Source organism: Pseudoalteromonas sp. 1_2015MBL_MicDiv, from assembly GCF_002407505.1.
GTDB lineage: Bacteria > Pseudomonadota > Gammaproteobacteria > Enterobacterales > Alteromonadaceae > Pseudoalteromonas > Pseudoalteromonas fuliginea.
Map to the genome: position 1 here is coordinate 830457 of NZ_CP012738.1, position 21776 is coordinate 852232.

At 38.5% G+C, this 21776-nt stretch carries 18 protein-coding genes; 10 read left to right on the forward strand and 8 right to left on the reverse strand.

Annotated features, from left to right (window positions below):
* Positions 1-41 precede the first annotated feature (41 nt).
* The 4 genes from AOR04_RS21210 to AOR04_RS21225 all read left to right on the forward strand — a co-directional run bounded on the left by AOR04_RS21210 (position 42) and on the right by AOR04_RS21225 (position 5036).
* On the forward strand, positions 42-1904 hold the full coding sequence (locus tag AOR04_RS21210; protein ID WP_096794608.1) for a M28 family metallopeptidase: 1863 nt from the start codon (positions 42-44) through the stop codon (positions 1902-1904).
* A 106-nt stretch (positions 1905-2010) separates the two neighbouring features.
* The gene (locus AOR04_RS21215) at positions 2011-3927 is read left to right on the forward strand and encodes an ATP-dependent DNA helicase (RefSeq protein WP_008138579.1); all 1917 of its coding nucleotides are present in this window, start codon (positions 2011-2013) and stop codon (positions 3925-3927) included.
* A 9-nt stretch (positions 3928-3936) separates the two neighbouring features.
* Complete coding sequence (gene tsaB, locus AOR04_RS21220) at positions 3937-4638, forward strand: tRNA (adenosine(37)-N6)-threonylcarbamoyltransferase complex dimerization subunit type 1 TsaB (RefSeq protein WP_096794609.1); 702 nt, start codon at positions 3937-3939, stop codon at positions 4636-4638.
* A gap of 68 nt (positions 4639-4706) precedes the next feature.
* Positions 4707-5036 (forward strand): hypothetical protein, encoded by a 330-nt coding sequence (locus AOR04_RS21225; RefSeq protein ID WP_033029686.1) that lies wholly within the window; start codon positions 4707-4709, stop codon positions 5034-5036.
* A 98-nt stretch (positions 5037-5134) separates the two neighbouring features.
* Here AOR04_RS21225 and AOR04_RS21230 read toward each other — a convergent pair whose 3' ends face one another.
* Positions 5135-6424: an alkaline phosphatase gene (locus AOR04_RS21230; protein ID WP_096794610.1), complete on the reverse strand. Its 1290-nt coding sequence runs from the start codon at positions 6422-6424 to the stop codon at positions 5135-5137.
* Positions 6425-6755: 331 nt separating this feature from the next.
* Complete coding sequence (locus tag AOR04_RS21235) at positions 6756-8108, reverse strand: IS4 family transposase (RefSeq protein ID WP_096794611.1); 1353 nt, start codon at positions 8106-8108, stop codon at positions 6756-6758.
* Between the two features lie 520 nt (positions 8109-8628).
* Between AOR04_RS21235 and AOR04_RS21240 the strand changes: the two genes are divergently transcribed.
* The 3 genes from AOR04_RS21240 (at position 8629) to rnd (ending at position 12430) form a co-directional block, all read left to right on the forward strand.
* Positions 8629-9480, forward strand: coding sequence for an alpha/beta hydrolase (locus AOR04_RS21240; protein ID WP_096794612.1), 852 nt, complete (start codon positions 8629-8631; stop codon positions 9478-9480).
* A 115-nt stretch (positions 9481-9595) separates the two neighbouring features.
* Positions 9596-11248, forward strand: a complete 1653-nt coding sequence (gene fadD, locus AOR04_RS21245; protein ID WP_096794613.1) for a long-chain-fatty-acid--CoA ligase FadD — start codon at positions 9596-9598, stop codon at positions 11246-11248.
* A gap of 51 nt (positions 11249-11299) precedes the next feature.
* The gene (rnd, locus tag AOR04_RS21250) at positions 11300-12430 is read left to right on the forward strand and encodes a ribonuclease D (RefSeq protein ID WP_007377620.1); all 1131 of its coding nucleotides are present in this window, start codon (positions 11300-11302) and stop codon (positions 12428-12430) included.
* Between the two features lie 155 nt (positions 12431-12585).
* On the opposite strand, the gene minE is transcribed toward rnd, so the two are convergent.
* From minE to minC, 3 genes are read right to left on the reverse strand one after another with little or no spacing between them, the layout of a single operon-like run.
* The gene (minE, locus tag AOR04_RS21255; RefSeq protein ID WP_007377619.1) at positions 12586-12849 is read right to left on the reverse strand and encodes a cell division topological specificity factor MinE; all 264 of its coding nucleotides are present in this window, start codon (positions 12847-12849) and stop codon (positions 12586-12588) included.
* Position 12850: 1 nt separating this feature from the next.
* Entirely contained in the window at positions 12851-13660 is an 810-nt protein-coding gene (gene minD, locus AOR04_RS21260; protein ID WP_007377618.1) for a septum site-determining protein MinD, read from the reverse strand.
* Positions 13661-13665: 5 nt separating this feature from the next.
* Entirely contained in the window at positions 13666-14370 is a 705-nt protein-coding gene (gene minC / locus AOR04_RS21265) for a septum site-determining protein MinC (RefSeq protein ID WP_007377617.1), read from the reverse strand.
* A 155-nt stretch (positions 14371-14525) separates the two neighbouring features.
* Between minC and AOR04_RS21270 the strand changes: the two genes are divergently transcribed.
* Complete coding sequence (locus AOR04_RS21270) at positions 14526-14813, forward strand: YcgL domain-containing protein (RefSeq protein WP_008134235.1); 288 nt, start codon at positions 14526-14528, stop codon at positions 14811-14813.
* Positions 14806-15822, forward strand: a complete 1017-nt coding sequence (locus AOR04_RS21275; RefSeq protein WP_096794614.1) for a lytic murein transglycosylase — start codon at positions 14806-14808, stop codon at positions 15820-15822. The genes AOR04_RS21270 and AOR04_RS21275 overlap by 8 nt, the downstream gene beginning before the upstream one ends.
* 40 nt (positions 15823-15862) lie before the next feature.
* Here AOR04_RS21275 and AOR04_RS21280 read toward each other — a convergent pair whose 3' ends face one another.
* Positions 15863-16408, reverse strand: a complete 546-nt coding sequence (locus tag AOR04_RS21280) for a GbsR/MarR family transcriptional regulator (RefSeq protein WP_033015088.1) — start codon at positions 16406-16408, stop codon at positions 15863-15865.
* 207 nt (positions 16409-16615) lie between these two features.
* Between AOR04_RS21280 and adhP the strand changes: the two genes are divergently transcribed.
* Positions 16616-17626 (forward strand): alcohol dehydrogenase AdhP, encoded by a 1011-nt coding sequence (adhP, locus tag AOR04_RS21285; protein WP_096794615.1) that lies wholly within the window; start codon positions 16616-16618, stop codon positions 17624-17626.
* A 71-nt stretch (positions 17627-17697) separates the two neighbouring features.
* Here the strand turns inward: adhP and AOR04_RS21290 are convergent, their stop codons facing one another.
* Together AOR04_RS21290 and AOR04_RS21295 are read right to left on the reverse strand one after the other, a co-directional pair.
* A complete protein-coding gene (locus AOR04_RS21290) occupies positions 17698-20118 on the reverse strand; it encodes a TonB-dependent receptor (RefSeq protein WP_096794616.1) in 2421 nt (806 codons plus the stop codon).
* 319 nt (positions 20119-20437) lie between these two features.
* A complete protein-coding gene (locus AOR04_RS21295) occupies positions 20438-21715 on the reverse strand; it encodes a Xaa-Pro dipeptidase (RefSeq protein WP_096794617.1) in 1278 nt (425 codons plus the stop codon).
* Between the last annotated feature and the right edge of the window lie 61 nt (positions 21716-21776).

Sequence of the window (21776 nt, forward strand, 5' to 3'; positions counted from 1 at the left end):
CTCTTCTCAAAGGCATTACTCGACTTAAAAGGTATCAATTAATGAAACACGCGATAAAAATTATGCTATTCAGTGCTAGTACTTTATTACTTACCCAACCCTCATACGCACAAGACACTGAAAGTGTTTGGGTAACGATAGATCCCGTTGCAGCCAAACATTATAAACAGGTTCAAAACTCGCTTAAACCAAATGATGAATTATTGAGTATACAAGATACAACATTACAAACAGTGAATTTGTTAAAAATAAGGCCTGCAAATATTGCTCATTTAAGTGAGTTTATGCATGATAATTATCATCGCTGTGGAGGGTTTGTTGCTCATGATTCGTTAATCGAGGCTAATGAATACACTCAGCAGTTAGCTGCCGTTCAAAATCAAAATCTAAGTGCGTTAGCTGCTACATATAGCATTGACAATCCGCAAACAACTCAGCAATTAATAAATAGTATTAGTCCAAATAATTTGACGAACACAGTTAATTCGATGAGTAGCTTTTATAATCGCTATTACACGGCTCAAACTGGGGTAGATGCCTCACAATGGCTAAAAGATTACTGGCAACAGTTAGCAGCTACGCGTAATGATATAAATGTTGATTACTTTACTCATAGCTGGGCGCAGTCGTCGGTCATTGTTACTATTGCAGGAGATGAAGAGGCTGATGAAATTGTCATTATTGGTGGGCATTTAGACTCAATTAATCAATCAAATCCAAGCAACGGTCGCTCACCAGGGGCTGATGATAATGCATCGGGGATTGCTGTATTATCTGAAGTGTTAAGATCGATTGTTGAAAATGATTATAAACCGCAAAAAACAATTCATATAATGGCTTTTGCTGCAGAGGAAGTTGGTTTAAGAGGTTCAAAAGATATTGCTTCATCTTATAAATCACAAGGAAAAAATGTGATCGGCATGGTGCAATTTGATATGACTGGAAACAATGGCAGTAGCGAAGATATTGTAATGATGACTGATTACACTACAAATGCTCAAAACCAATTTTTAGGTCAGTTAATTGATACCTACTTACCTAACATTACCTATGGTTTTGACCAATGTGGGTATGGGTGTTCTGATCATGCATCATGGTATCAACAAGGCTTTGCAGCATCAATGCCATTTGAATCTAGGATGGCTGATATTAATCCGCTAATTCATACACAGAATGACGCTAATTTTGATGCTGACCACGCTAGTAAATTTGCAAAACTTGCTGTGAGTTATTTAGCTGAAATGGCAAAAAATGCTGGTGATATAGTGCCACCAGCTAATAATGAGTTACAAAATGGTGTTGCAGTTTCTGGCCTTGCAGGTGATGCTAAAGCGCAGCTTATCTATACGCTACAGGTACCTAATAATGCAAGTAACTTAAACTTTACTACCTCAGGTGGCAGCGGTGATGCAGACCTATATGTTAAATTTAATACAGCGCCTACATTAGAAAATTTTGATTGTAAAAGTACAACATCATCGAGCAATGAAAGTTGTGATATTGCGAGTGCCCAAAACGGTATTTATTACGTTATGGTAGAAGCATGGAACGCTATTGCTAATGTTTCTCTTATTGCCAGTTATAGTGAAACAACAGCGATTGAACCCATTAATCGAACAGAAACTGATATTAGTGTTGCTACGGGAGATTGGGGGCGGTTTACACAAGACTTAGAAGCTGGGTATTCCTCTTTAAATATAACTATGGCTGGTGGCTCAGGCGATGCCGATTTATATGTAAATTTTGCCAGTCAATCAACTGAATCTGTATATCAATGTAGACCGTATAAAAATGGTAATGCTGAAACGTGTAGTATTACCAACCCACAAGCGGGCAAGTGGTATATTGACTTAAAGGGGTACAGCGCAGCTAGTGGAATAACCTTAACCATAAATGCGCAATAATAACTAATGGGAGCTCTGCTCCCTTATTTATATACTCAAACCGATTACTTAATTACTTGCCCTTGATGTTTAGCTTACGTAAAATCCCGCTATTATTTATTGTAAAGTGATTGGTATTATCAAACAACTGTTTAGCGCAACCGGGCCTTTGGCGTTGTCTTTAGATGGATACACTCCTCGCCAACCTCAAATAGATATGGCTGTCGCCGTTGCTGATGCATTAAAAAACAGTTCGCAATTGGTCGTTGAAGCCGGTACTGGTACGGGTAAAACGTTTGCATATTTAGCCCCAGCACTTAAATCAAAAGGTCGAACGATAATATCGACAGGCTCTAAAGCCCTACAAGAGCAGCTTTATCACCGAGATTTACCGCAACTAGTTAAAGCTTTAAGTGCTTCAAAAAAAACCGCCTTATTAAAAGGGCGCGCCAATTACCTATGCACCTACCGACTTAATCAACATGTTGCACATGTACCTACTGACGACTCTGACGTAATGCATCAACTAGCTATGGTAGCTAAGTTTGCAAGCGAAACACAATCGGGCGATTTGGCTGATTGTATAGGTATAGAAGATGATGCCAAAGTACTGCCTTATGTAAATTCAACAGCCGATAATTGTTTAGGTAAAGAGTGTCCAGATTTTCAAAGCTGTTATATACGCAAAGCACGTTTAACTGCGGCCGATGCCGATGTGGTTGTAATTAATCACCATTTGTTTTTTGCCGACATGGCCGTAAAAGAAAGTGGCTTTGCTGAACTTATGCCAAAAGCAGATGCTTACATATTTGATGAAGCCCATCAGTTAAGCGAAATTGCCAGCGATTACTTTGGTGAAAGTGTTAGCACTAAAAAGCTGGTGGACTTAATTAATGACTTACGTGCTATTTATAGAGCCGAAATTCCCGATATGCTGCAGCTCGGTAAAAGCTTAAATAAGCTTGAGACAAGCGTTGCTGATTTACGATTACAGTTTGGCGTTGATGGCAGCCGTGGCGATTGGCGTGAAAAGCTCAGTGATAAACAAATATGCGCAGCACTTCATCGTGTGATCAGTGATTTAGATTTTGTTTACCAAGTACTTAAGCTTTGCCTAGATAGAAGCGACAAAATTGAGCATCCATTTGAACGTGCACTTGCGTTTAAAGGGCAGTTAGAGCGGGTTTTTGATACAGCCCAAACCGGCTTTAGTTATTGGTATGAAACAACGCGCCGTTATTTAACAATTAATATAACGCCATTAAATGTATCAGCTAAGTTTGCTCAAATGATGCAAGACACGGGCGCAGGTTTTGTATTCACTTCAGCAACACTTTCGGTTGACAACAAACTAGCGCATTTTAATGCAAGCCTAGGTTTAAAACCAAAACAAAGCATGATGGTAGATAGCCCATTTGATTACCCTAATCAGGCGCTGCTGTGTTTACCTCGCTACTTACCCGAATCACACGCTGATAATATGCCCCATGCAATTGTAAAATTAACGCTTGAGCTTATAAAATCAGCACAAGGGCGTTGTTTTGTATTATTTACTAGCTATCGAATGATGCATTTGGTAGCCGAAGGGCTAACTACACAAATAGACTACCCAGTTTATATGCAAGGGCAAATGTCTAAGCGTATTATTTTAGAGAAATTTACCCGCCATGGTAATGCGGTATTACTCGGCACGGCTTCTTTTTGGGAAGGTGTTGATGTACGCGGCAGTACGTTAAGTTGTGTTATTATTGATAAATTGCCATTTGCAGCACCCGATGACCCATTATTACAAGCTAAAATGCAAGATTGCCAAATGCAGGGGAAAGACCCTTTTGCGCATATACAATTGCCACAAGCTGTTATTGCACTTAAACAAGGTGTTGGGCGTTTAATACGCGATAGCAAAGATAAAGGTGTACTTGTCATATGTGATAATCGCTTAGTTACACGACAATATGGCCAAGTATTTTTAAAAAGCTTACCGCCAATGCGCCGAACACGAAGTTTAGAAGATGCCAATAAATTTTTACAACAAATTAATTAGAGTAATAAAATGATAAAAAGTAACATTCTAGCCCTTGATGCTTCTACTGAGGCGCTTTCAATTGTTTTACATTTTCAGGGCCAAACATTTCATCATTTTGAAGAGTGTCCGCAGCAGCACAGCCAAAAAATACTTCCACTCGTGGATGAGCTGTTAACTAAAGCAAACTGCAAATTAAAAGATTTAGATGTAATCGGTTTTGGCCAAGGGCCAGGTAGTTTCACTGGTGTACGTATTAGTGTAGCAATAGCACAGGGTTTAGCGTACTCAACTAACTTACCGCTAGTAGGTGTTTCTACACTTGCAATTATGGCGCAACAAGCGTTTGAACAAAACGGCAGTCTTAGTGTTTACCCAAGTATAGATGCGCGTATGGGGGAAATATATTTTGCCCATTACCAAGCGCAAAATAATTTAATGCTTTTAGTTAACCAAGAATGCGTTATAAAACCTGATTTACTAAATTATGATTATATAGCAACCACTGAGCCATCTGTAGCGGTGGGCACGGGTTTTAAAACCTATCCTGATGCTCTTAATGACTTTGAAAATGTGACAATTAATAGTGAAATTACATTACCCGATGCACGTTATATGCTAGCGCATGTTGAAGCCGCGTTTTTAGCGGGTGATGTTGTAAAAGCGAGCGACGCTCAACCTAAATATGTGCGCGATACGGTGACTTGGAAAAAGCTACCAGGACGTGAGTAATCATATTATTTGCAAATTGGTTGTTTTTAAATCATAATTTTATGCATTATTAAGGTTGGAGACGCGTAATGACGCTGCCTATTGGTTCAGGTTTTTTTACCGGAGATATTCCGGGTAGGGTTAGCTCTACCAAAGTTGTTACTAATAAACCACAGAGCTTATTAGACCAACCGGCTGCTAAAAAAACGAATACCGATTATGTAAAAAGCAGTGTCGAGGGTGTTGAACTGGCTAATCAGCTGTTTAAAAGCAGTGCTAAAAGCAATGAGTACAGGCAAACAATTTACGACCAACCGACAGCTCAAGTAAGCAAAGCGATTTCTACTTATACTGAATTTGCTAATTTAGAACGCAGAGCAGAAGTACAAAATTTAATAGGCGTTGATATATACGCTTAAAGTGCATTACCGCGCTTTACTTGAATATAGCTATAAGATTTAATAAAAAGCCCGAACATGTGTTCGGGCTTTTTGTCATTCAAAATGAAATACAATTTTTATTTTTCAATAAAGCCGATTAGTTTATCAGCAATATCGGTATTGTTTTGCGATCCAATAAATTGTTCACTGCCTTTACCATAAGCAAATACCTGCACGTCTACAGCGGTGTGTCCGCCGGTTGTCCAGCCAGTAAAGCTTGCATCGCTAATAATGCTTTTAACAGCTAAATTAAGTGCTTTTTCACCCATTTTTTTAGCTTGCTCAAGTTTTATTTGGTTTTCAGTTGTAAATTCAATATTGGTGTTAGCAGTCCATACTGGTTTTAAATCATCAGCATCCAGTAAAAGTTGAGTTAGTTTACCAGCAGTTGCTTTAACACCTTTTACTACATCAGTTTCCCATTTGTATTGACCATGTGCGCCAAGGGTTAACCCGCCTGTTGAATGATCGGCCGTTATGACTAATATAGTGTCTTTGTTTTTATCAACATACGCTTTTGCTTGTTCTATTGATTTAGCAAAATCATCCATCTCAGCCATTGCACAGGCTATATCGTTTGCGTGACCACACCAATCAATTTGGCTGCCTTCAATCATTACAAAAAAACCATTCTTGTTTTGGTCATCTAGCAAATTGAGCGCTTTAGATGTGAGCTGAGTTAGGCGAGTTGGATTTTCATCAAGTGCGAAAGGCAGTCCTTTAGGTGCGTATAAGCCAATGGCTGGTATTTTTGTTATCTGGCCAAGGTTTTTAATATCGTCACCGTATTGATAACCAGCAGCTTTAAACTCATCAACTAAATTACGATCGTCTCTAATAAAGTATTGAGTACCACCACCGAGCATTAAATCGACAGGTAATTTACCTACAATTTTATTATCAATATAATCGTTGGCAATATCGTCGTAGTTATTACGCGATTCATTATGTGCAGCAAAGCTTGCTGGAGTGGCATGATTTATTTGTGATGTTGCTATAAGCGCTGTTGTCATACTGCGCTCTTTTGCTATTTCAAGCATGGTTTTAACTGATTTTTTGTCTGTATCTACTGCAATTGCGCCATTGTAACTTTTATGACCGCTACTCAGTGCTGTTGCACCTGCTGCGCTGTCGGTTACATAAGTATGATCGTCAGGGTAAGTATGTGCCATACCTTTCAAAATTGTATCGAAAACAGTTCCTTCAATCTCTTTAGTCGCAGGGTCATCTTTAAAATAGCGATAAGCAGTGGTGTAAGCCGGACCCATGCCGTCACCAATCATATAAATTACATTTTTAGGTGCTGATTCTGCGTAAACACCCGATGTGGCGCATAAAAGTGCCAATAAGCTGATCTGTTTTTTCATGGTTGTACCTTATGAGTGTACCTTATTTAATAGCCGCTTTTATTGTATAGACTTAGTATGATAAATAAATGAATATTTGTAAGAAACCATTTCGGTAGGTGGATTATTTAAGCCGATAGGTTATAAATAGTAATTAGGGCGTGTTGATCTTTGGTGGGTGAATTTGCAGCAGTATGTTTGGTTTTTAGGCAAGGCAGAGCCTATGTTGTGTGGTTATTCCCCATGAATAGGCGATAACGCCGCATAAATACCAAACATGCGCTGCCCTTTGGGTTCTTTCTAGGGACGATCAACTCTTTGTTGCCTACATGGATGTAGGTCTGTCTCTTGATCACAACTTTTCTGTCTGCTGAATTGATATTAACAATTCGGCAGATTCGACCATTTCTGCTAATTTCAACCACCCCTTCCAGAGTGCTTTTACGCCAACTCGACCATTTCTTTTACTGTCATACCACCCTCCCAATTTCGCTAAACTATAGTATAGCCAATGGAGAGACGGTACTTTATCCGGCAGCACATCCTTTTCAACCTTTGCCCATAGTAATTTCCACGTCATCTCTTTAACACAAGTTGTACATCTCACTTCTTTGTCTAATTCACTCCTTTGCGCCATATTTTGCAGCTGTAATAACCTGACAGCAATAAACGCTTTAATGATCGCAATTCGTAAAATATTATCACTGTGCTGCAAACGTAAATCTTCTACTTCGGTTCCATCTGTTTTCCATGTTTTATGAAACTCCTCTACACGCCAGCGAAGTTCATAGTATCTTACTAATTTCTGGGCATCTTCTGCTGTATTTACGGGCTCTGTCATATATAAAATCCAACATAATGGATTTTTTTGCGTACTTTCTTTTTCCTGACAGACAATGACATTGACGCTCAATGTAATTCGGGCCTGACGCGCTTTTCTTCCCGCACGTTGCGCTATATTAATAGTGTAACAACACTGACCCTGCGCTGTTTCTATTAACTGATTGAGATTGCATTGAGGCTCTATTAATTTTCTATTTTCTTTTGCTCTGACTAAAAATCGATGCCCTTCATCTTTTTGGTAAGTCATGTACTCATAAATGTCAGCTTCTCTGTCGCAGATGTTAAGTATATTTGATAATTCACCTGTACGTTTTTTTATATCCATTAATGTCTGTTGCCAGCGATAGCTTTCTTTCTCTTCGTAAGGGCGTTGCTGTTGTTGATCTTTAGTCCCTTTAACCTTTGATTTCCTAAACCAATAGTACTGGTCGAGTAAACCAATAACGTGCTCCGTATCTGCATCAATTGCTAAAGTTGAATGCGCATATAGCGTTCTTGTTTTTGATGGTTTTCCTAATGTATTTGTACAGTTCACATCGCCTAATTCTTTGCAAACACTGTGTTTAAATGTCAATCCTGTCGTATCTTGGATAGCGAGAACCAAAGGCAACTGCTTTACCGCTTCACTCGTTTGTGAGAATCCTGAATAGGCAATCGCTTGAGGGGATATTTTCTCATTTCTAATGAAACGATAAGCGGCTTCAATTTTTGCGGGTGTATCAGAAGCCTTAACAATTGAGCTGTCTGCATTCTCAGCCATATCGCTTGCTAGTAGAGCTAATCGTCGGGTGCGTCTCGGATCTCCTAAATTAGCGTTACCAAAAATTAATTGAGCCCATTCTTCAGAAGTGTTTGTGTGCATATGATAAATCTATGAGTGATGATGATCGATTAGATCACAGACTTAACGATATTCAAAGGCTTGTGTATAAGAGACAGGGATGTAGGTAAGGGGGGGGGAGCAGGACGCGGAAGCTTTGCTCGGTTTTTACTTATTCTTACATGGATGTAAGCCATTAGGGTAACGCAGGAGCAGTTACCGAGCCCACTAGGTTACAAACCTCGCGCCGCGATTTAATCGTCCCTAGATTGAACAAATTTCAATTTACAAAGGTCAACACGCCCTAAAGTTGTCATTCACAGTATTTATACTTGTTATTATTTATAAAAACATGCAATAGATTAAAACGCTGTTTAGTTTTTAGAAAATTGATCTTTTCTTAAATTTAGGGTTTATTTAACTTATTGAAAATTAATGGTTACTTTGTTTTTTATTTATTGAGTGAAAGTCTCATCAAGGCTGAACAAATAGGGAGATGTTAGTGGTCTGACAACTTGTATGCTATAAATGACAATGCATTAAAAACAACAAGAGGTTTGGTATGCAGCCATTTAATATTCAAACCAACAATTTAAATATTCGTGGTCAAAAGAAAGGGTCGGGCGCTGATGTTGTAATTGCACTGCACGGTTGGCTCGATAATAGTAATAGCTTTGCTCCTATGCTTGATGGCGTTGAACCTGAGCATACTTGGTACTGTATTGACTTTGCAGGCCACGGTTTGTCATCTTGGCGAAGTCAAGATGCTCACTATTATTTTGTTGATTATATTGATGATTTATACCAGTTTATAAATGCGCTTGGTGTAAAAAAAGTACATTTAGTTGGTCACTCGATGGGAGCCATGGTGGCAGGACTTTTTGCTAGCTGTTTTAACGATTATGTTAAGTCGGTTACCTTTATTGAAGGCATTGGCTGCGTTACAACCCCTAGCCAAGATGTATGCGAACAGTTAAAAAATGCGGTATTAAATAGAGCAAGATTAAAAAATAAGAAATCGAGAATTTATAAATCGAAAACGCTAATTTATGAAGCACGCTCACAAACTACCGATTTGAATAATGAACTAATTATGCTTTTAATGAATCGAAACATAAAAGCAATCGATGGAGGGTTTGAATTAACGACTGACCCAAAGCTTAAAAATCACTCAGGTTTTAGGTTTGATGAAGCGCAATGTATTGGTGCAATAAAAGATTTAATTGCACCATGTCAATTAATTATAGGTAATGAAGGTTATACGTTTGTAAAACAGAATTTAGCTAAGTATATTAGTTATTACAGTGACTTAAGTGTAATTAATGTTGGTGGTGGACATCATTGTCATATGCAAAGTAGTAACGAATGTTTTGAATATATTCAAGCATTTATGGTGCAAAGTGGTGCACGTTAATTGTATATTGTCGATAAATGTGGGATTATTCCCGCATTAGAGTATTTGCTCAATTGTTAAAGTGCCTTACTTAGATTAAGGTTAATAAAAATATAATTATAAACAGGGGCTAAGAGTGGAAAAAATCTGGCTTAAGCGCTACCCAGAGGGTATGCCTGAAACAATCGATCCTGAGCATTACAACTCGTTACTCGAAGTGTTCGAAAAAAGTTTTAGTGACTACAAAGATTTACCTGCATTTACTAATATGGGTAAAACATTGTCTTATGACGAAATTGATACAGCAACCAAAAAAGTTGCTTCTTACATTCAAAATAATTTAGGTCTCAAAAAAGGCGACAAAGTCGCTGTTATGATGCCCAATTTATTGCAAACGCCGATATCAATTTTAGGTATTTTACGTGCGGGTTGTGTGGTTGTTAACGTTAATCCACTTTATACCGTGCGTGAGTTAGAGCATCAATTAAAAGACTCTGATACCACCGCAATTTTTATTCTTGCAAACTTTGCAGATACGCTTGAAAAATCACTTGCACATACTGATGTTAAACATATCGTAGTTACGCAAGTAGGCGATTTGGTTGGTGGCCTTAAAAAACACATAGTAAACTTTGTTGTTAAGCACGTTAAAAAAATGGTGCCTACATACAATTTACCTAATACGATTAAGTTTTCTGACTTGTTAGAAGCAGATGCAGATGCATATAAACGCCCGGAAATGAACTTAAGCGATTTAGCTTTTTTACAATACACTGGTGGTACAACGGGTGTATCTAAAGGAGCAATGCTGAGCCACGGTAATATGGTGGGGAATCTTGAGCAAGTATCGGGCTGTTTAGATAAAGTATTGGAACGAGGTAAAGAAGTTGTTGTTACCGCATTGCCGCTTTATCATATTTTTGCATTAACGGCTAACTGCTTAACCTTTATGAAATATGGTGGTTTAAACTTATTAATTACTAATCCGCGCGATATGCCCGGGTTTGTTAAAGAATTAGGACAAACAAAATTTACTGCCATTACGGGTGTTAATACGTTATTTAATGGCTTGTTAAATACTCCAGGTTTTGCTGAACTTGATTTTAGCCATTTGAAAATGTCATTAGGCGGCGGTATGGCCGTTCAACGTCCAGTCGCTGAAAAATGGCAAAAAGTAACTGGCTCAAAATTAATGGAAGGCTACGGCCTTACTGAATGTGCTCCTTTAGTGACTATCAGTCCTTACGATTTGAAAGCGTACAACGGTTCTATTGGCTTACCAGCGCCAAATACTGATATAAAGTTAATTCTTGATAATGGTGAAGAGGCTGCACAAGGTGAGCCTGGTGAGCTATGGGTTAAGGGACCTCAGGTAATGCTTGGTTACTACAAGCGACCAGATGCAACCGCTGAATGTTTAAAAGATGGTTGGTTTGCAACAGGTGATATTGCAACCTATGATGAGGAAGGTTTCTTTTTTATCGTCGATCGTAAAAAAGACATGATTATTGTTTCTGGTTTCAATGTTTTCCCAAATGAAATTGAAGAAGTTATCGCTATGCACGAAGGTGTGCTTGAAGTAGCAGCTATTGGTATTCCACATGATGCAAGCGGTGAACAAGTTAAAGTTTTTGTTGTAAAAAAAGACCCTTCTTTGACTGAAAAAGATATAATAAATCACTGTCGTGATAATTTAACTAATTATAAGGTTCCCAAGCTCGTTGAGTTTAGGGATGAATTACCTAAAACTAATGTAGGTAAAATACTCAGAAGAGCCTTGAAAGATTAGCAACCTATAAAAAAGCCGGCAATAGCCGGCTTTTTTATTGTAGGAGACTAAGTGCAATATCAATTAATCGAAACACAAAATCAACTGAACACTTTTGTTGAACAAATAAAAAACAAGCCTATTTTAGCTATTGATACCGAGTTTATGCGTCGTCGCACTTTGTATCCAGAAGTTGCACTTATCCAAGTATTTGATGGCGAGCATTTAGCTTTGATTGATCCACTGGCTGAACTTTCTTTGTTTGATTTTTGGCAAATATTAAAAGACCCCACCGTACTAAAAGTATTACATTCACCTTCAGAGGATATTGAAGTATTTCAAAAATACGCAGGCTTTGTCCCTGCGCCGTTATTTGATACACAATTTGCACTGCAATTGCTAGGTGAAGGCAACTGTATGGGTTTTGCGCTTATGGTAAAAGAGCTGCTGGGTATTGAAATAGATAAAAGTGAATCGCGTACTAATTGGTTGCAACGTCCGTTAACGACTAAACAACTTGATTATGCAGCAGCTGACACATTTCATTTGCTGCCGTGTTTTAAATTAATTATTGAGCGTATTAAAGCAGCTGATTTATTTGATATTGTTATTAATGAAAGCGAATTAATTGCTAATAAACGTGCGTTTCAAACACCCGATGAACTTTTATATAAAGATATTAAAAATGCATGGCAACTTAAACCACATGAGCTGGCTGTATTAAAAGAGCTTGCTGTATGGCGACGAAATAAAGCAATTAGAAAAAATTTAGCGCTTAATTTTGTTTTAAAAGAACATAACATGACTGAAATTGCAAAACGTGGCCCTTCTAGTCTAAATGCTCTTCGTCAAATTCCTGGTGTTGAAGCTATAGAAGTTAATCGTTCTGGTGTTGAGGTACTAAAATGTATTGAAGCAGCTAAAGCAATACCTGAGAGCGAGCACCCCGAAGTACTTAAGCGCTTAATTGATTTTCCTACTTACAAAAAAGTTGCTAAAGATATAAAGCAAAAAATCACCAAAGTAGCTAAAGAGCACAATATACCAGAAGACGTTATGGCTTCTAAAAAGCAAATTAATCAATTGATCAGTTGGAATTGGAAGCTTACTAATGAGCAAAAAAGGAGTCATATAAAGCCTGACTTACTTAGCTCTTGGCGTTATTCATATGTTCAAGATGCGCTAAAAGAGTGGGATACTTAAGATTAAATATACCCTTTAATTGTGTGACATTTATCTGTTGATTTGCATGGTGAAAAACTTTTAGTTCAGCGCAGAGGATCAAAGCATAGGTATTTAGAGCCGCTATTACAAAGCAGATATAAATAAAATGGGCGCTTTAAGCGCCCATTTTATATTTACTTCTTTTCTTCATCAGGTAACGTAACGTTTAGCTCAAGAACAGCTAGATCATCTTCGTTTTGATCGAATTGAACTTGTACCGCATCGCTACTTACGTTCACGTATTTACGGATCACATCTAAAATATCTTGTTTTAATTGTGGTAAGTAATCCGGCGTTCCTCGTTGAGAACGCTCGTGCGCGACAATGATCTGCAATCGCTCTTTTGCTAATGACGCACTGTTTTTCTTTTCTGAGCGGAAGTAGTCAAGTAAAGACACGTTAACCTCCAAAAATCCGTTTAAATAAGCCTTTTTTCTCTACATCTAAGAAGCGAAAATCGACGGTTTCACCGAGTAAGCGGTTAATAGCATCTGCATAAGCTTGCCCAGCGTCAGATTCACTGTCTAATATAACTGGCTGACCTGAGTTAGATGCACTTAGTACCGCTTGAGATTCTGGAATAACACCTAATAAATCAATAGCTAAAATGTCTTGTACGTCTTCGACTGATAACATTTCACCTTTAGCAACTCGATCAGGATTGTAGCGTGTTAATAGTAAGTGTTCTTTAATGTTTTCTAGGCCTTCTTCAGCACGTTTCGATTTGCTGTGTAAAATACCTAAAATACGATCCGAATCTCGAACTGACGACACTTCTGGATTAGTTGTCACAATTGCTTCGTCAGCAAAATACATTGCCATCATTGCACCGGCTTCAATACCAGCTGGCGAGTCACAAACAATGTAATCAAAGTCTTCTTTTAATTCGTTTAGTACGCGTTCAACACCTTCACGTGTTAATGCGTCTTTATCACGCGTTTGCGATGCAGGGAGTAAAAACAATTTATCAACACGCTTGTCTTTAATAAGCGCCTGATTAAGTTTTGCTTCACCGTTGATTACGTTTACAAAGTCATAAACCACACGGCGTTCACAACCCATAATTAAGTCTAGGTTACGTAAACCAATATCAAAATCTATAATAACAGTTTTATAGCCTTTTAGTGCTAAGCCTGTGCCGATTGCAGCGCTTGATGTTGTTTTTCCAACACCGCCTTTACCTGAGGTAACGACAATTACTTTTGCCATGAGATTTATCCTTTAACCAAAGCTGAAATTTCTAATGATTCATTTTTTTGTTGTATTTGCACGGCGTTTCCCCAATGCTCACCTTGGAGTGAATCACTGATCCAATAATTACCATTAATGGAAACAAGCTCTGCCTCTAATTTTTGGCAGAATATATGTGCATTTTTTAATCCTTTTGCACCGGCGATAGCCCGCCCGCGAAGAGTTCCGTATATATGCACATTACCATCGGCAATAACTTCGGCGCCATGACTTACAGCACCTAACACAATTAGGTCTCTGTCTTTTGCATAAACTTGCTGTCCCGAACGTACAGCACCATTGATAATTTGTGCTGGTAAAATTACATTTTTTTCAATGATAGACGTATTAGTTTCCTGTTTAACAGGTTCACTCTTAACGTCTTGTGAATAATTTAAAACAGAGAGCCCAGCAGCTTTCGCATCTATGTGTTGTTCATCAGAACCATTACACACACCAACAGCATTAAAACTCATCCGCTCGATTAATGATTTTAAGTGAACAAAATCGAGTGAACTATTTTTTATCTCAATTAAGTTAACAACAATAGGTGCACCCTCAAAAAACTTAGGTGCTTGGGCTATTTTTATATACAGTTGTTCTGCTAAAAGGTTTATATCAGTAGTATAGAGATGCAAAACTGATAACGTAAAAAGATTCCCTTTTAACTCAAAAATTTGGTCCGACATACACGCTCAATTGAATTGTCTGATCAGAAATTAATCTTAGATAAACATAGGCTGAATAAGGCCTTTAATGAAATTTCTAATCTAATTTTTCTAACTTATTATTACTCTCATGTTATAGTGTGCGGCATTGTTAAGCAAGAATTTATAGGGCCATAATGCTCACTGCAGTATATAAAAGTAAGAAAAAAGCGGATACGTTCTTATTTGTTGAAAAAAGAGATGATTTTAGTAAAGTTCCGGAACCTTTGATGACTATGTTTGGTCAACCTGTTTATGTGATGATCATCAATTTAGCAAAACGTGAGCATTTAGGTGGGGCAGATTTAGAAACAGTAAAAGCAGCGTTATCAAACCCTGATAAAGGCTACTACTTACAAATTCCACCACCTGAGCAAAATTTGCTAAGCCAATTACGAAAAGACAATGGAGTCGATAGTGATTAAAAAACTTATCGTTATATTATGTGGTGTATGTTTAAACTCACCTGTGATTGCAAAAACTCAGGCTGATTTTCAAGATTATTTAGCTAATTTAAAGCAAGAAGCTATTGCAAAAGGTTATGAGGCCAAACTTATTGACGATGCGTTTGCAACAGCAACGTATAAAGAAAAAGTGGTTTCGGCTGACAAAAACCAGCCAGAAGTAAAAGAAACCCTTGAAACGTATTTACCAAAACGTGTACCACAATGGAAAATTGACCGCGCACGTAAGCTTTACGCAGAAAACAAAGAGGTACTTGAAAAAGTAGCGAAAGAGTTTGGCGTACAAGCACGCTTTATAGTCGCGCTTTGGGGACTTGAAAGTAACTTTGGTACAATTCAAGGCGGTCATAACGTTATTTCATCATTAGTGACACTTGCTTTTGATGGACGCCGAGAAGCACTTTATAAGCGCCAACTTTGGGCTGCACTGGATATTTTAAAGTCGGGCCACATAACGCTTGATAAATTTAAGGGCTCTTGGGCAGGCGCAATGGGGCAAACGCAATTTATGCCTACCTCTTTTAATGCTTACGCGGTTGATTACAACAACGATGGTCGTAAAGATATTTGGACTACAAAAGAAGATGCTTTTGCCTCAATTGCTAATTATCTAAAGCAAGAAGGCTGGAACGACTCTCTTACGTGGGGTCGCCAAGTTCATTTACCTGAAAACTTTGATAGTAAATACGTTTTAGTGCGTGGAACAAAAACACGCAAGCAGTGGTTAGAATATTGGAACGACTCAGAGCGCTCATTAGCTGATTGGCAAGCACTGGGTGTTCGTAAAGCTGATGGTTCTGATTTACCGAATGTAGACGTACGTGCTGCGCTGGTTATGCCTGATGATATAAATGGCCGTATGTACTTAGCGTACGATAACTACAAAGTGTTTATGCATTGGAATCGCTCGTATTACTTTGCTACTAGCGTAGGTTACTTGTCGGATAGAATTGGTTATCCAAAAATCTAATTTTTGAAATATACCTATAAATAAAGCCGCAATTGCGGCTTTATTCTTTTTTGAATATCTTATCTTTTAGGTCAATAACTTTACCAATTCCAGAACCTAGCTTCATCAGCTTATTAAGTTGCTCTGGCGTTAAACGTTGCAGCTCTGATGACCATTTAGTGACGGTTTCAAGTAGGTTGTGAATTTCCCCCATTTGTTTTTGCGCGTAAAGTTCATCGTCATTACTGGCTTCGTCTAACAAGTTATCGCGTAGTAGCGTTAAGGTGGGCTCAATTTCGCGCTTTTTACGCTCTTCAAATACTCGATTTGCCATATCCCAAATCTCACCTGCAGGGGCGTAGTATTCTTTTCGATCTCCAGGTATATGTTGCACCTTAATTAACTGCCACGATTGCAGCTCTTTAATACCCATACTTACATTACCGCGAGAAATACTAAGCGCATCTGCAATCTCATTGGCTGTCATTGGGTTTTTAGTAATAATCAGCAAACCACACATTTGTCCGATGGTACGATTGAATCCCCAGCGGCTGCCCATCTCACCACAATGCATTACAAAGGCAAAATTCTTTTCGGATAAACTCATAGCTTATTAACTTTCAATAATTTCAGAAAGTAAATGCTAGCACGCTGATTTTGGATAGCAAGATCTTACGCAGTGTAAAATTTGTTTTTCGCTACTAAAGTTTGATTTAGATTAACTTGTATCCGCCTATATTAGGTTATGTTATTTAAATAACCTCACGAAAATACTTTTTTTAACTTACGACTTCTTACATACGATGGAATGATTATGAAAGCTGCAATAAATAATGAATATAAAGGTAAATTAGAAATTACTGACCTGCCAATTCCTGAGGTTGGAACTAACGATGTACTAGTAAAAATAGCAGCCTGTGGTGTTTGCCATACTGATTTGCATGCCTGTCATGGTGATTGGCCTGTAAAACCCAAAATGCCACTAGTACCAGGGCATGAAGGGGTTGGTGTTATTGAAAAGCTAGGCAGTAACATAAAGCACCTTAAAGTTGGCGATAGAGTGGGTATTCCTTGGTTATACAGTGCATGTGGGCATTGTGAGTTTTGTTTAGATGGTAAAGAAACACTGTGTTTATCGCAGCATAATACTGGTTATTCTATTGATGGTAGTTATGCAGAGTATTGCTTGGCCCATGGCGATTACGTTGTAAAAATACCAGAGGGGTTAGGATTTTCTGAGGCCGCTCCATTATTTTGTGCAGGCGTTACAACCTATAAAGCATTAAAAGTATCCGGTGCTAAACCAGGGCAGTGGGTTGCTATTGTTGGCGTCGGTGGTCTTGGGCACCTAGCGGTTCAATACGCCAAAGCAATGGGTTTTAATGTAATAGCTGTTGACACAGGCAAAGAAAAACTCGCGCTTGCTAAAGAGCTTGGCGCAGATATAACACTCGATTTTAAAGACGTGGTTCCGAGTGAAGCTATTTTCGAACAAGTAGGTGGCGCGCATGGTGTTGTGTGTACTGCGGTCTCTAAAGCGGGGTTTGAACAAGCTTATAAGAGTGTACGCCGAGGCGGTAAATGTGTATTAGTGGGATTACCTCCAGAGGATATGCCACTTCCTATTTTTGATACAGTGCTCAATGGCGTGTCAGTAGTGGGCTCTATTGTTGGTACACGTAAAGATTTGCAAGAATGTTTAGAATTTGCTGCTCAAGGTAAAGTAAAAGCAATTATTGAAGAAAAGCGCTTAGAGGACATTAACGAAATTTTTGACGATATGCTCAAAGGTGAAATTAACGGTCGCATAGTGGTTACTATCTGACCTAAATTAAGCGCTCATCAAACAAAAAAGCACGGTTTCTAAAAAACCGTGCTTTTTAAGTATTTAACTAGTTAAAGTGTGTAACTAAAACTTAGTTTTGCATTACGCTCTTCCCCTGGCATACCACCTAAAAACATCGCTTTTGAGTAATACTTTTTGTTGAACAAGTTATTTAAGTTTAACTGCATATGCCATTTATCGGTGGTGTACGATACCGCTGTATCGTAAATCGTGTAGCTTGGTACATAACCATCAGGGATCGAGAACGAACTTGAATTAGTACTGCGGTTATCTACAAACGTAATACCACCACTTATATTCACAGCTTCAGGTAAGTTAAACATATCTGCGTAGTAGGTTACCCACGTACTTGCTGTTACGTAAGGCACACCTTTTTGGCGTGTGTCGTAACTGCTGCTGTTAGGATTACTTTTGTCACGTGCATCTTGATAAATACCGTTTACGTTTACTTTCCATTTATCGTTCAAGTAAGCGTTTAAATCAAGCTCAACACCTTTTGTTTGCTCTTTACCATCATAATAGCTTTCAGGTACATCTGAGCTTGATGTTAAAGCGTCATAAAGTGGATTTGCATATTCTAAATTTGTACGAGCGCTTTCAAATATAACAACAGATGCCAGTAGTTGGTCATCAAATGCTTTAAATCTAAAGCCTAGGTCGTTACTTATAGACTCTGAATCTTCTCGGTCAGCTTCATTACCTGCCACTGAGCCTAATACACTATACGCTGTACGGCCTTTTGAATGATTTACAAATACAGATAAATCTTCAGATGGCTGATAAGTTGCACCAAGGTTATATGTTAAGCCAGAATCTGATGTACTCGCTTCAGGAGTTGGCTCTGCACGGCTAGAGCTGTAACGCTCATCAACACCAAAGTGCTCGTAAGTTTGCTCAATTCGGTTATATGCCACGCCAATACGCGTTGTAAGCTCTTCCGTTAGATAACCTACATGTTGAATACCTAAGCCCCATGCTTGTACTTTTTTATTATAGTTGCTTGTTTTAAGCGGATCGTAATCATCAAAGCTACCCGATGGCCAATTTGGTTCTCTGATGTCGTAAATATATGGCAATGAACCTTGGTACGTTACATCACCATCATTGTTTGTGAGTACGTAATCTTGATCCCATATTGAGAATTGTTTAAAACGAATATCTCTATCTTCGTAGTTTGCGTTAACAAGTAGCTCGTTATCTACGTCGCCTAGCATAAAGTCATAGCGTAAATCTAAAAAGTACTGCCATGATTTTTCATCGGCTTCTACTTGGCGGTATTCTTGGCGGCGTGCTGCAAACGGGTAAAGTACGCCGTCTTCAACTAAAGGTGCACGAGGGTCATTATTAATAATGTTACTGCGCGTTGAATAAACGTAGTTATAAGCACCGGTTTGGCGTGCAAAACTTGATGTGTAGTTGCGGTACTGTAGCTGCTGGTTTAAAAACAAATCGTCAGTAATATAATAGTTATGCGTTAATTTAAAACGCAGTTCTTCACCTTCATTAGCATCTGCCATTGGCGAAATTATACCATTTGTGCCAAAGCTGTAAGGTGTTAAACCATCAGATGCCGATAGTGAATTAGCAAGTTGGTCGCGTTGTGCATCACTTAACTGTACGCCGCTTCCTGTCGGATCGTTTACTAAATCGGCACCAGTTACTTCACCCGCGCTTAAGCCGTTTGCAGTTTCTGCATTGTAAATACGAATAGGGTGACCAATAGAATCAACCGCTATTTCATCTTTTATATAGGCTGCAGAAAGTATGATGTTTTGTCTGTCATTAAGCACGTATTTAAGTGAGGTATAAATTTCATCGCGATCTTCTTTTAAATCACGAAAGCCGTCACTTGACGCTGTTTTAGCCATTACACGATAAGCTAAATCATCTGTTATAGCGTTAGTGCTATCAAATGATAATGAATAGCTATCCCACTGGCCAAGCTCAGCCGCTACTTTGTGTTTTTCTTCAAACTCCGGTTTTTTTTCAATTAGGTTAATTACGCCACCTGCACTACCAATGCCATATAAACCTGTTGCAGGGCCTTTTAAAACCTCAACAGATTCAACATTTGTAAGTGAACGAGTTGGGTTAAATGTATTGCCTAAACCTGCGCCACCGTACATGCCATCGTAGGTGTAGTTTGCGTCTAAACCACGAATTACTAAATTATCACCAATACCATAGTTATTGCCAGCCTGCGTTAAGCCACTTACGTTCCTTACTAAATCTTGAAGGCTATCAACGCCCTGAGATTCAATTAATTCACGGTCAATAACTACAACCGGTGCGGGTGTTTGCATTAAAGACATGTCTGACTTAGTAGCAAGACCAGAGCTCATTACAACGCGGTTTTGTTTTTCGTATACGCTGATGCGTTCAATATCGTCTACAACAGAGGTTGTCGCTGCGATTGTTGCGTGCGCGTTCAAGCAAGCTAAGGTAAGTAATGAGTATTTAAATTTTTTCATAAGGAGATAAGCATTCGTATTTAACTATTTGCGCGAATGATAATGGTTATTGTTTTTAAAGTGAATAAAAAGTTCAATAATTTTTATTTAATAGAGTTGATTGCTTTATATTTGAGCTTTAAGTGATTTTTTATAAACATTAATGCAAATTTGTTAACATTTAGTTTGGGAGTAGTTTGGTAAAATAGAAAATGTATATGTTAAAAAATAATTAAGGCTGAGTTTTAATTATTCAGCCTTTTATTAGGTTTTGTGGCCTATGGTAAGTAAGTTCAACACAGTTAGCGCTGAAAATAGCGGCTTTACCCAAAGCTCGGTATTATTTTTTAGCTCTATACACAACACCTGCTTTCATAACAAAAGGGATTTGCTCTAAAAGGGATATGTTTGTTAATGGATTGCCTTTTACGGCAATTATATCTGCGGCAAAGCCTGCTTTAATTTGTCCTAACTGATCATCCACTTTTAATAGTTTCGCGCTATTAATCGTTGATGCTTGGATTGCTTGCAGCTCTGTCATGCCAAACTTAACCATGCGGCTAAACTGTTTTGCATTATCTCCGTGCGGGTAAATTGCTGCATCAGTACCGAACACCATTTTCACACCCGCTTTTACAGCACGGCTAAAGCTATCTCGTTGCCTTTTAGATACTTGGCGTTCTTTATTTAGGTTTTCTTCGTCTACGCCGTTTTGCTCGCCATAAGTTAGCGTGTATTCGGTATTATAAATATCCATAGAAAGCCAAGTACCGTGCTTTTTGGCAAGCGCTATGGCCTCGTCATCTAAAAAGCTGGCGTGTTCAACACTATCAACACCTGCTTTAATGGCTGTTTTAATCCCGCTTGTACCGTGTGCATGAGCTGCAACAGGTAAATCTCGCATATGGGCTTCATCAACGATGGCTTTCATTTCTTCAAAAGAATACTGCTGTGCACCTACTTTAGTCCCTTTCGAAAATACTCCACCTGTGGCGCAAAACTTAATAGCGTTTGCCCCATATTTAATGTTTTCGCGTACTTTTATACGTGCAGCCCATGGACCGTCTGCGACGCCACTTGAAGTATATTTAAGCTCAGGAGGTAGTCGGTTGTTATCACAGTGCCCGCCAGTAATTCCGAGTGATGGCCCCGCAGCCCAAATACGAGGGCCAACTATGTCACCCGCATTTATGCCGTCACGCACCGCTATAACGCTGTAACCTTCTGCGCCAACATTACGTACAGTTGTAAATCCGGCTTCTAAGGTTTTTTTTGCAAAATGAGCCGCTTTAATCGCCATTCTAGGAACTGACTGGCCTAAACGTTCGCTGCGCGGCACCGTAGGATCGCTCGTTAAATGCACATGCATATCCATTAAACCTGGCATAAGGGTTAAATCAGGTAGTTGAATATGTTTATCATCTTTAGTCAGCGTTGGTTTTTTATTTTGTTCAATATTAGTGATCACGCCATCATCAATAGTAATTAAGGGGGATTTAATGAGCTTGCCATCTTTAACATCAACCATGGCTTTAGCTGATAGGTATGTAACTGCATAGGTATTAAAAGTGGTTAAGCAAAGTAAGGCAATAGAGGTGCTGAGTAGTTGTTTTTTCATTTTATTTTTCTTTTAAATCATATTTGAATTAATAGAAATGTAACAAGTTCAGATAAAAGTG

Coding starts and splice junctions, on each gene's coding strand:
- AOR04_RS21235 (WP_096794611.1), bottom strand. CDS start 8,108: ATGCACACAAACACTTCTGAAGAATGGGCTCAATTAATTTTTGGTAAC.
- tsaB (WP_096794609.1), top strand. CDS start 3,937: ATGATAAAAAGTAACATTCTAGCCCTTGATGCTTCTACTGAGGCGCTT.
- AOR04_RS21295 (WP_096794617.1), bottom strand. CDS start 21,715: ATGAAAAAACAACTACTCAGCACCTCTATTGCCTTACTTTGCTTAACC.
- AOR04_RS21225 (WP_033029686.1), top strand. CDS start 4,707: ATGACGCTGCCTATTGGTTCAGGTTTTTTTACCGGAGATATTCCGGGT.
- AOR04_RS21210 (WP_096794608.1), top strand. CDS start 42: ATGAAACACGCGATAAAAATTATGCTATTCAGTGCTAGTACTTTATTA.
- AOR04_RS21290 (WP_096794616.1), bottom strand. CDS start 20,118: ATGAAAAAATTTAAATACTCATTACTTACCTTAGCTTGCTTGAACGCG.
- adhP (WP_096794615.1), top strand. CDS start 16,616: ATGAAAGCTGCAATAAATAATGAATATAAAGGTAAATTAGAAATTACT.
- minC (WP_007377617.1), bottom strand. CDS start 14,370: ATGTCGGACCAAATTTTTGAGTTAAAAGGGAATCTTTTTACGTTATCA.
- AOR04_RS21240 (WP_096794612.1), top strand. CDS start 8,629: ATGCAGCCATTTAATATTCAAACCAACAATTTAAATATTCGTGGTCAA.
- AOR04_RS21270 (WP_008134235.1), top strand. CDS start 14,526: ATGCTCACTGCAGTATATAAAAGTAAGAAAAAAGCGGATACGTTCTTA.
- AOR04_RS21280 (WP_033015088.1), bottom strand. CDS start 16,408: ATGAGTTTATCCGAAAAGAATTTTGCCTTTGTAATGCATTGTGGTGAG.
- AOR04_RS21230 (WP_096794610.1), bottom strand. CDS start 6,424: ATGAAAAAACAGATCAGCTTATTGGCACTTTTATGCGCCACATCGGGT.
- minD (WP_007377618.1), bottom strand. CDS start 13,660: ATGGCAAAAGTAATTGTCGTTACCTCAGGTAAAGGCGGTGTTGGAAAA.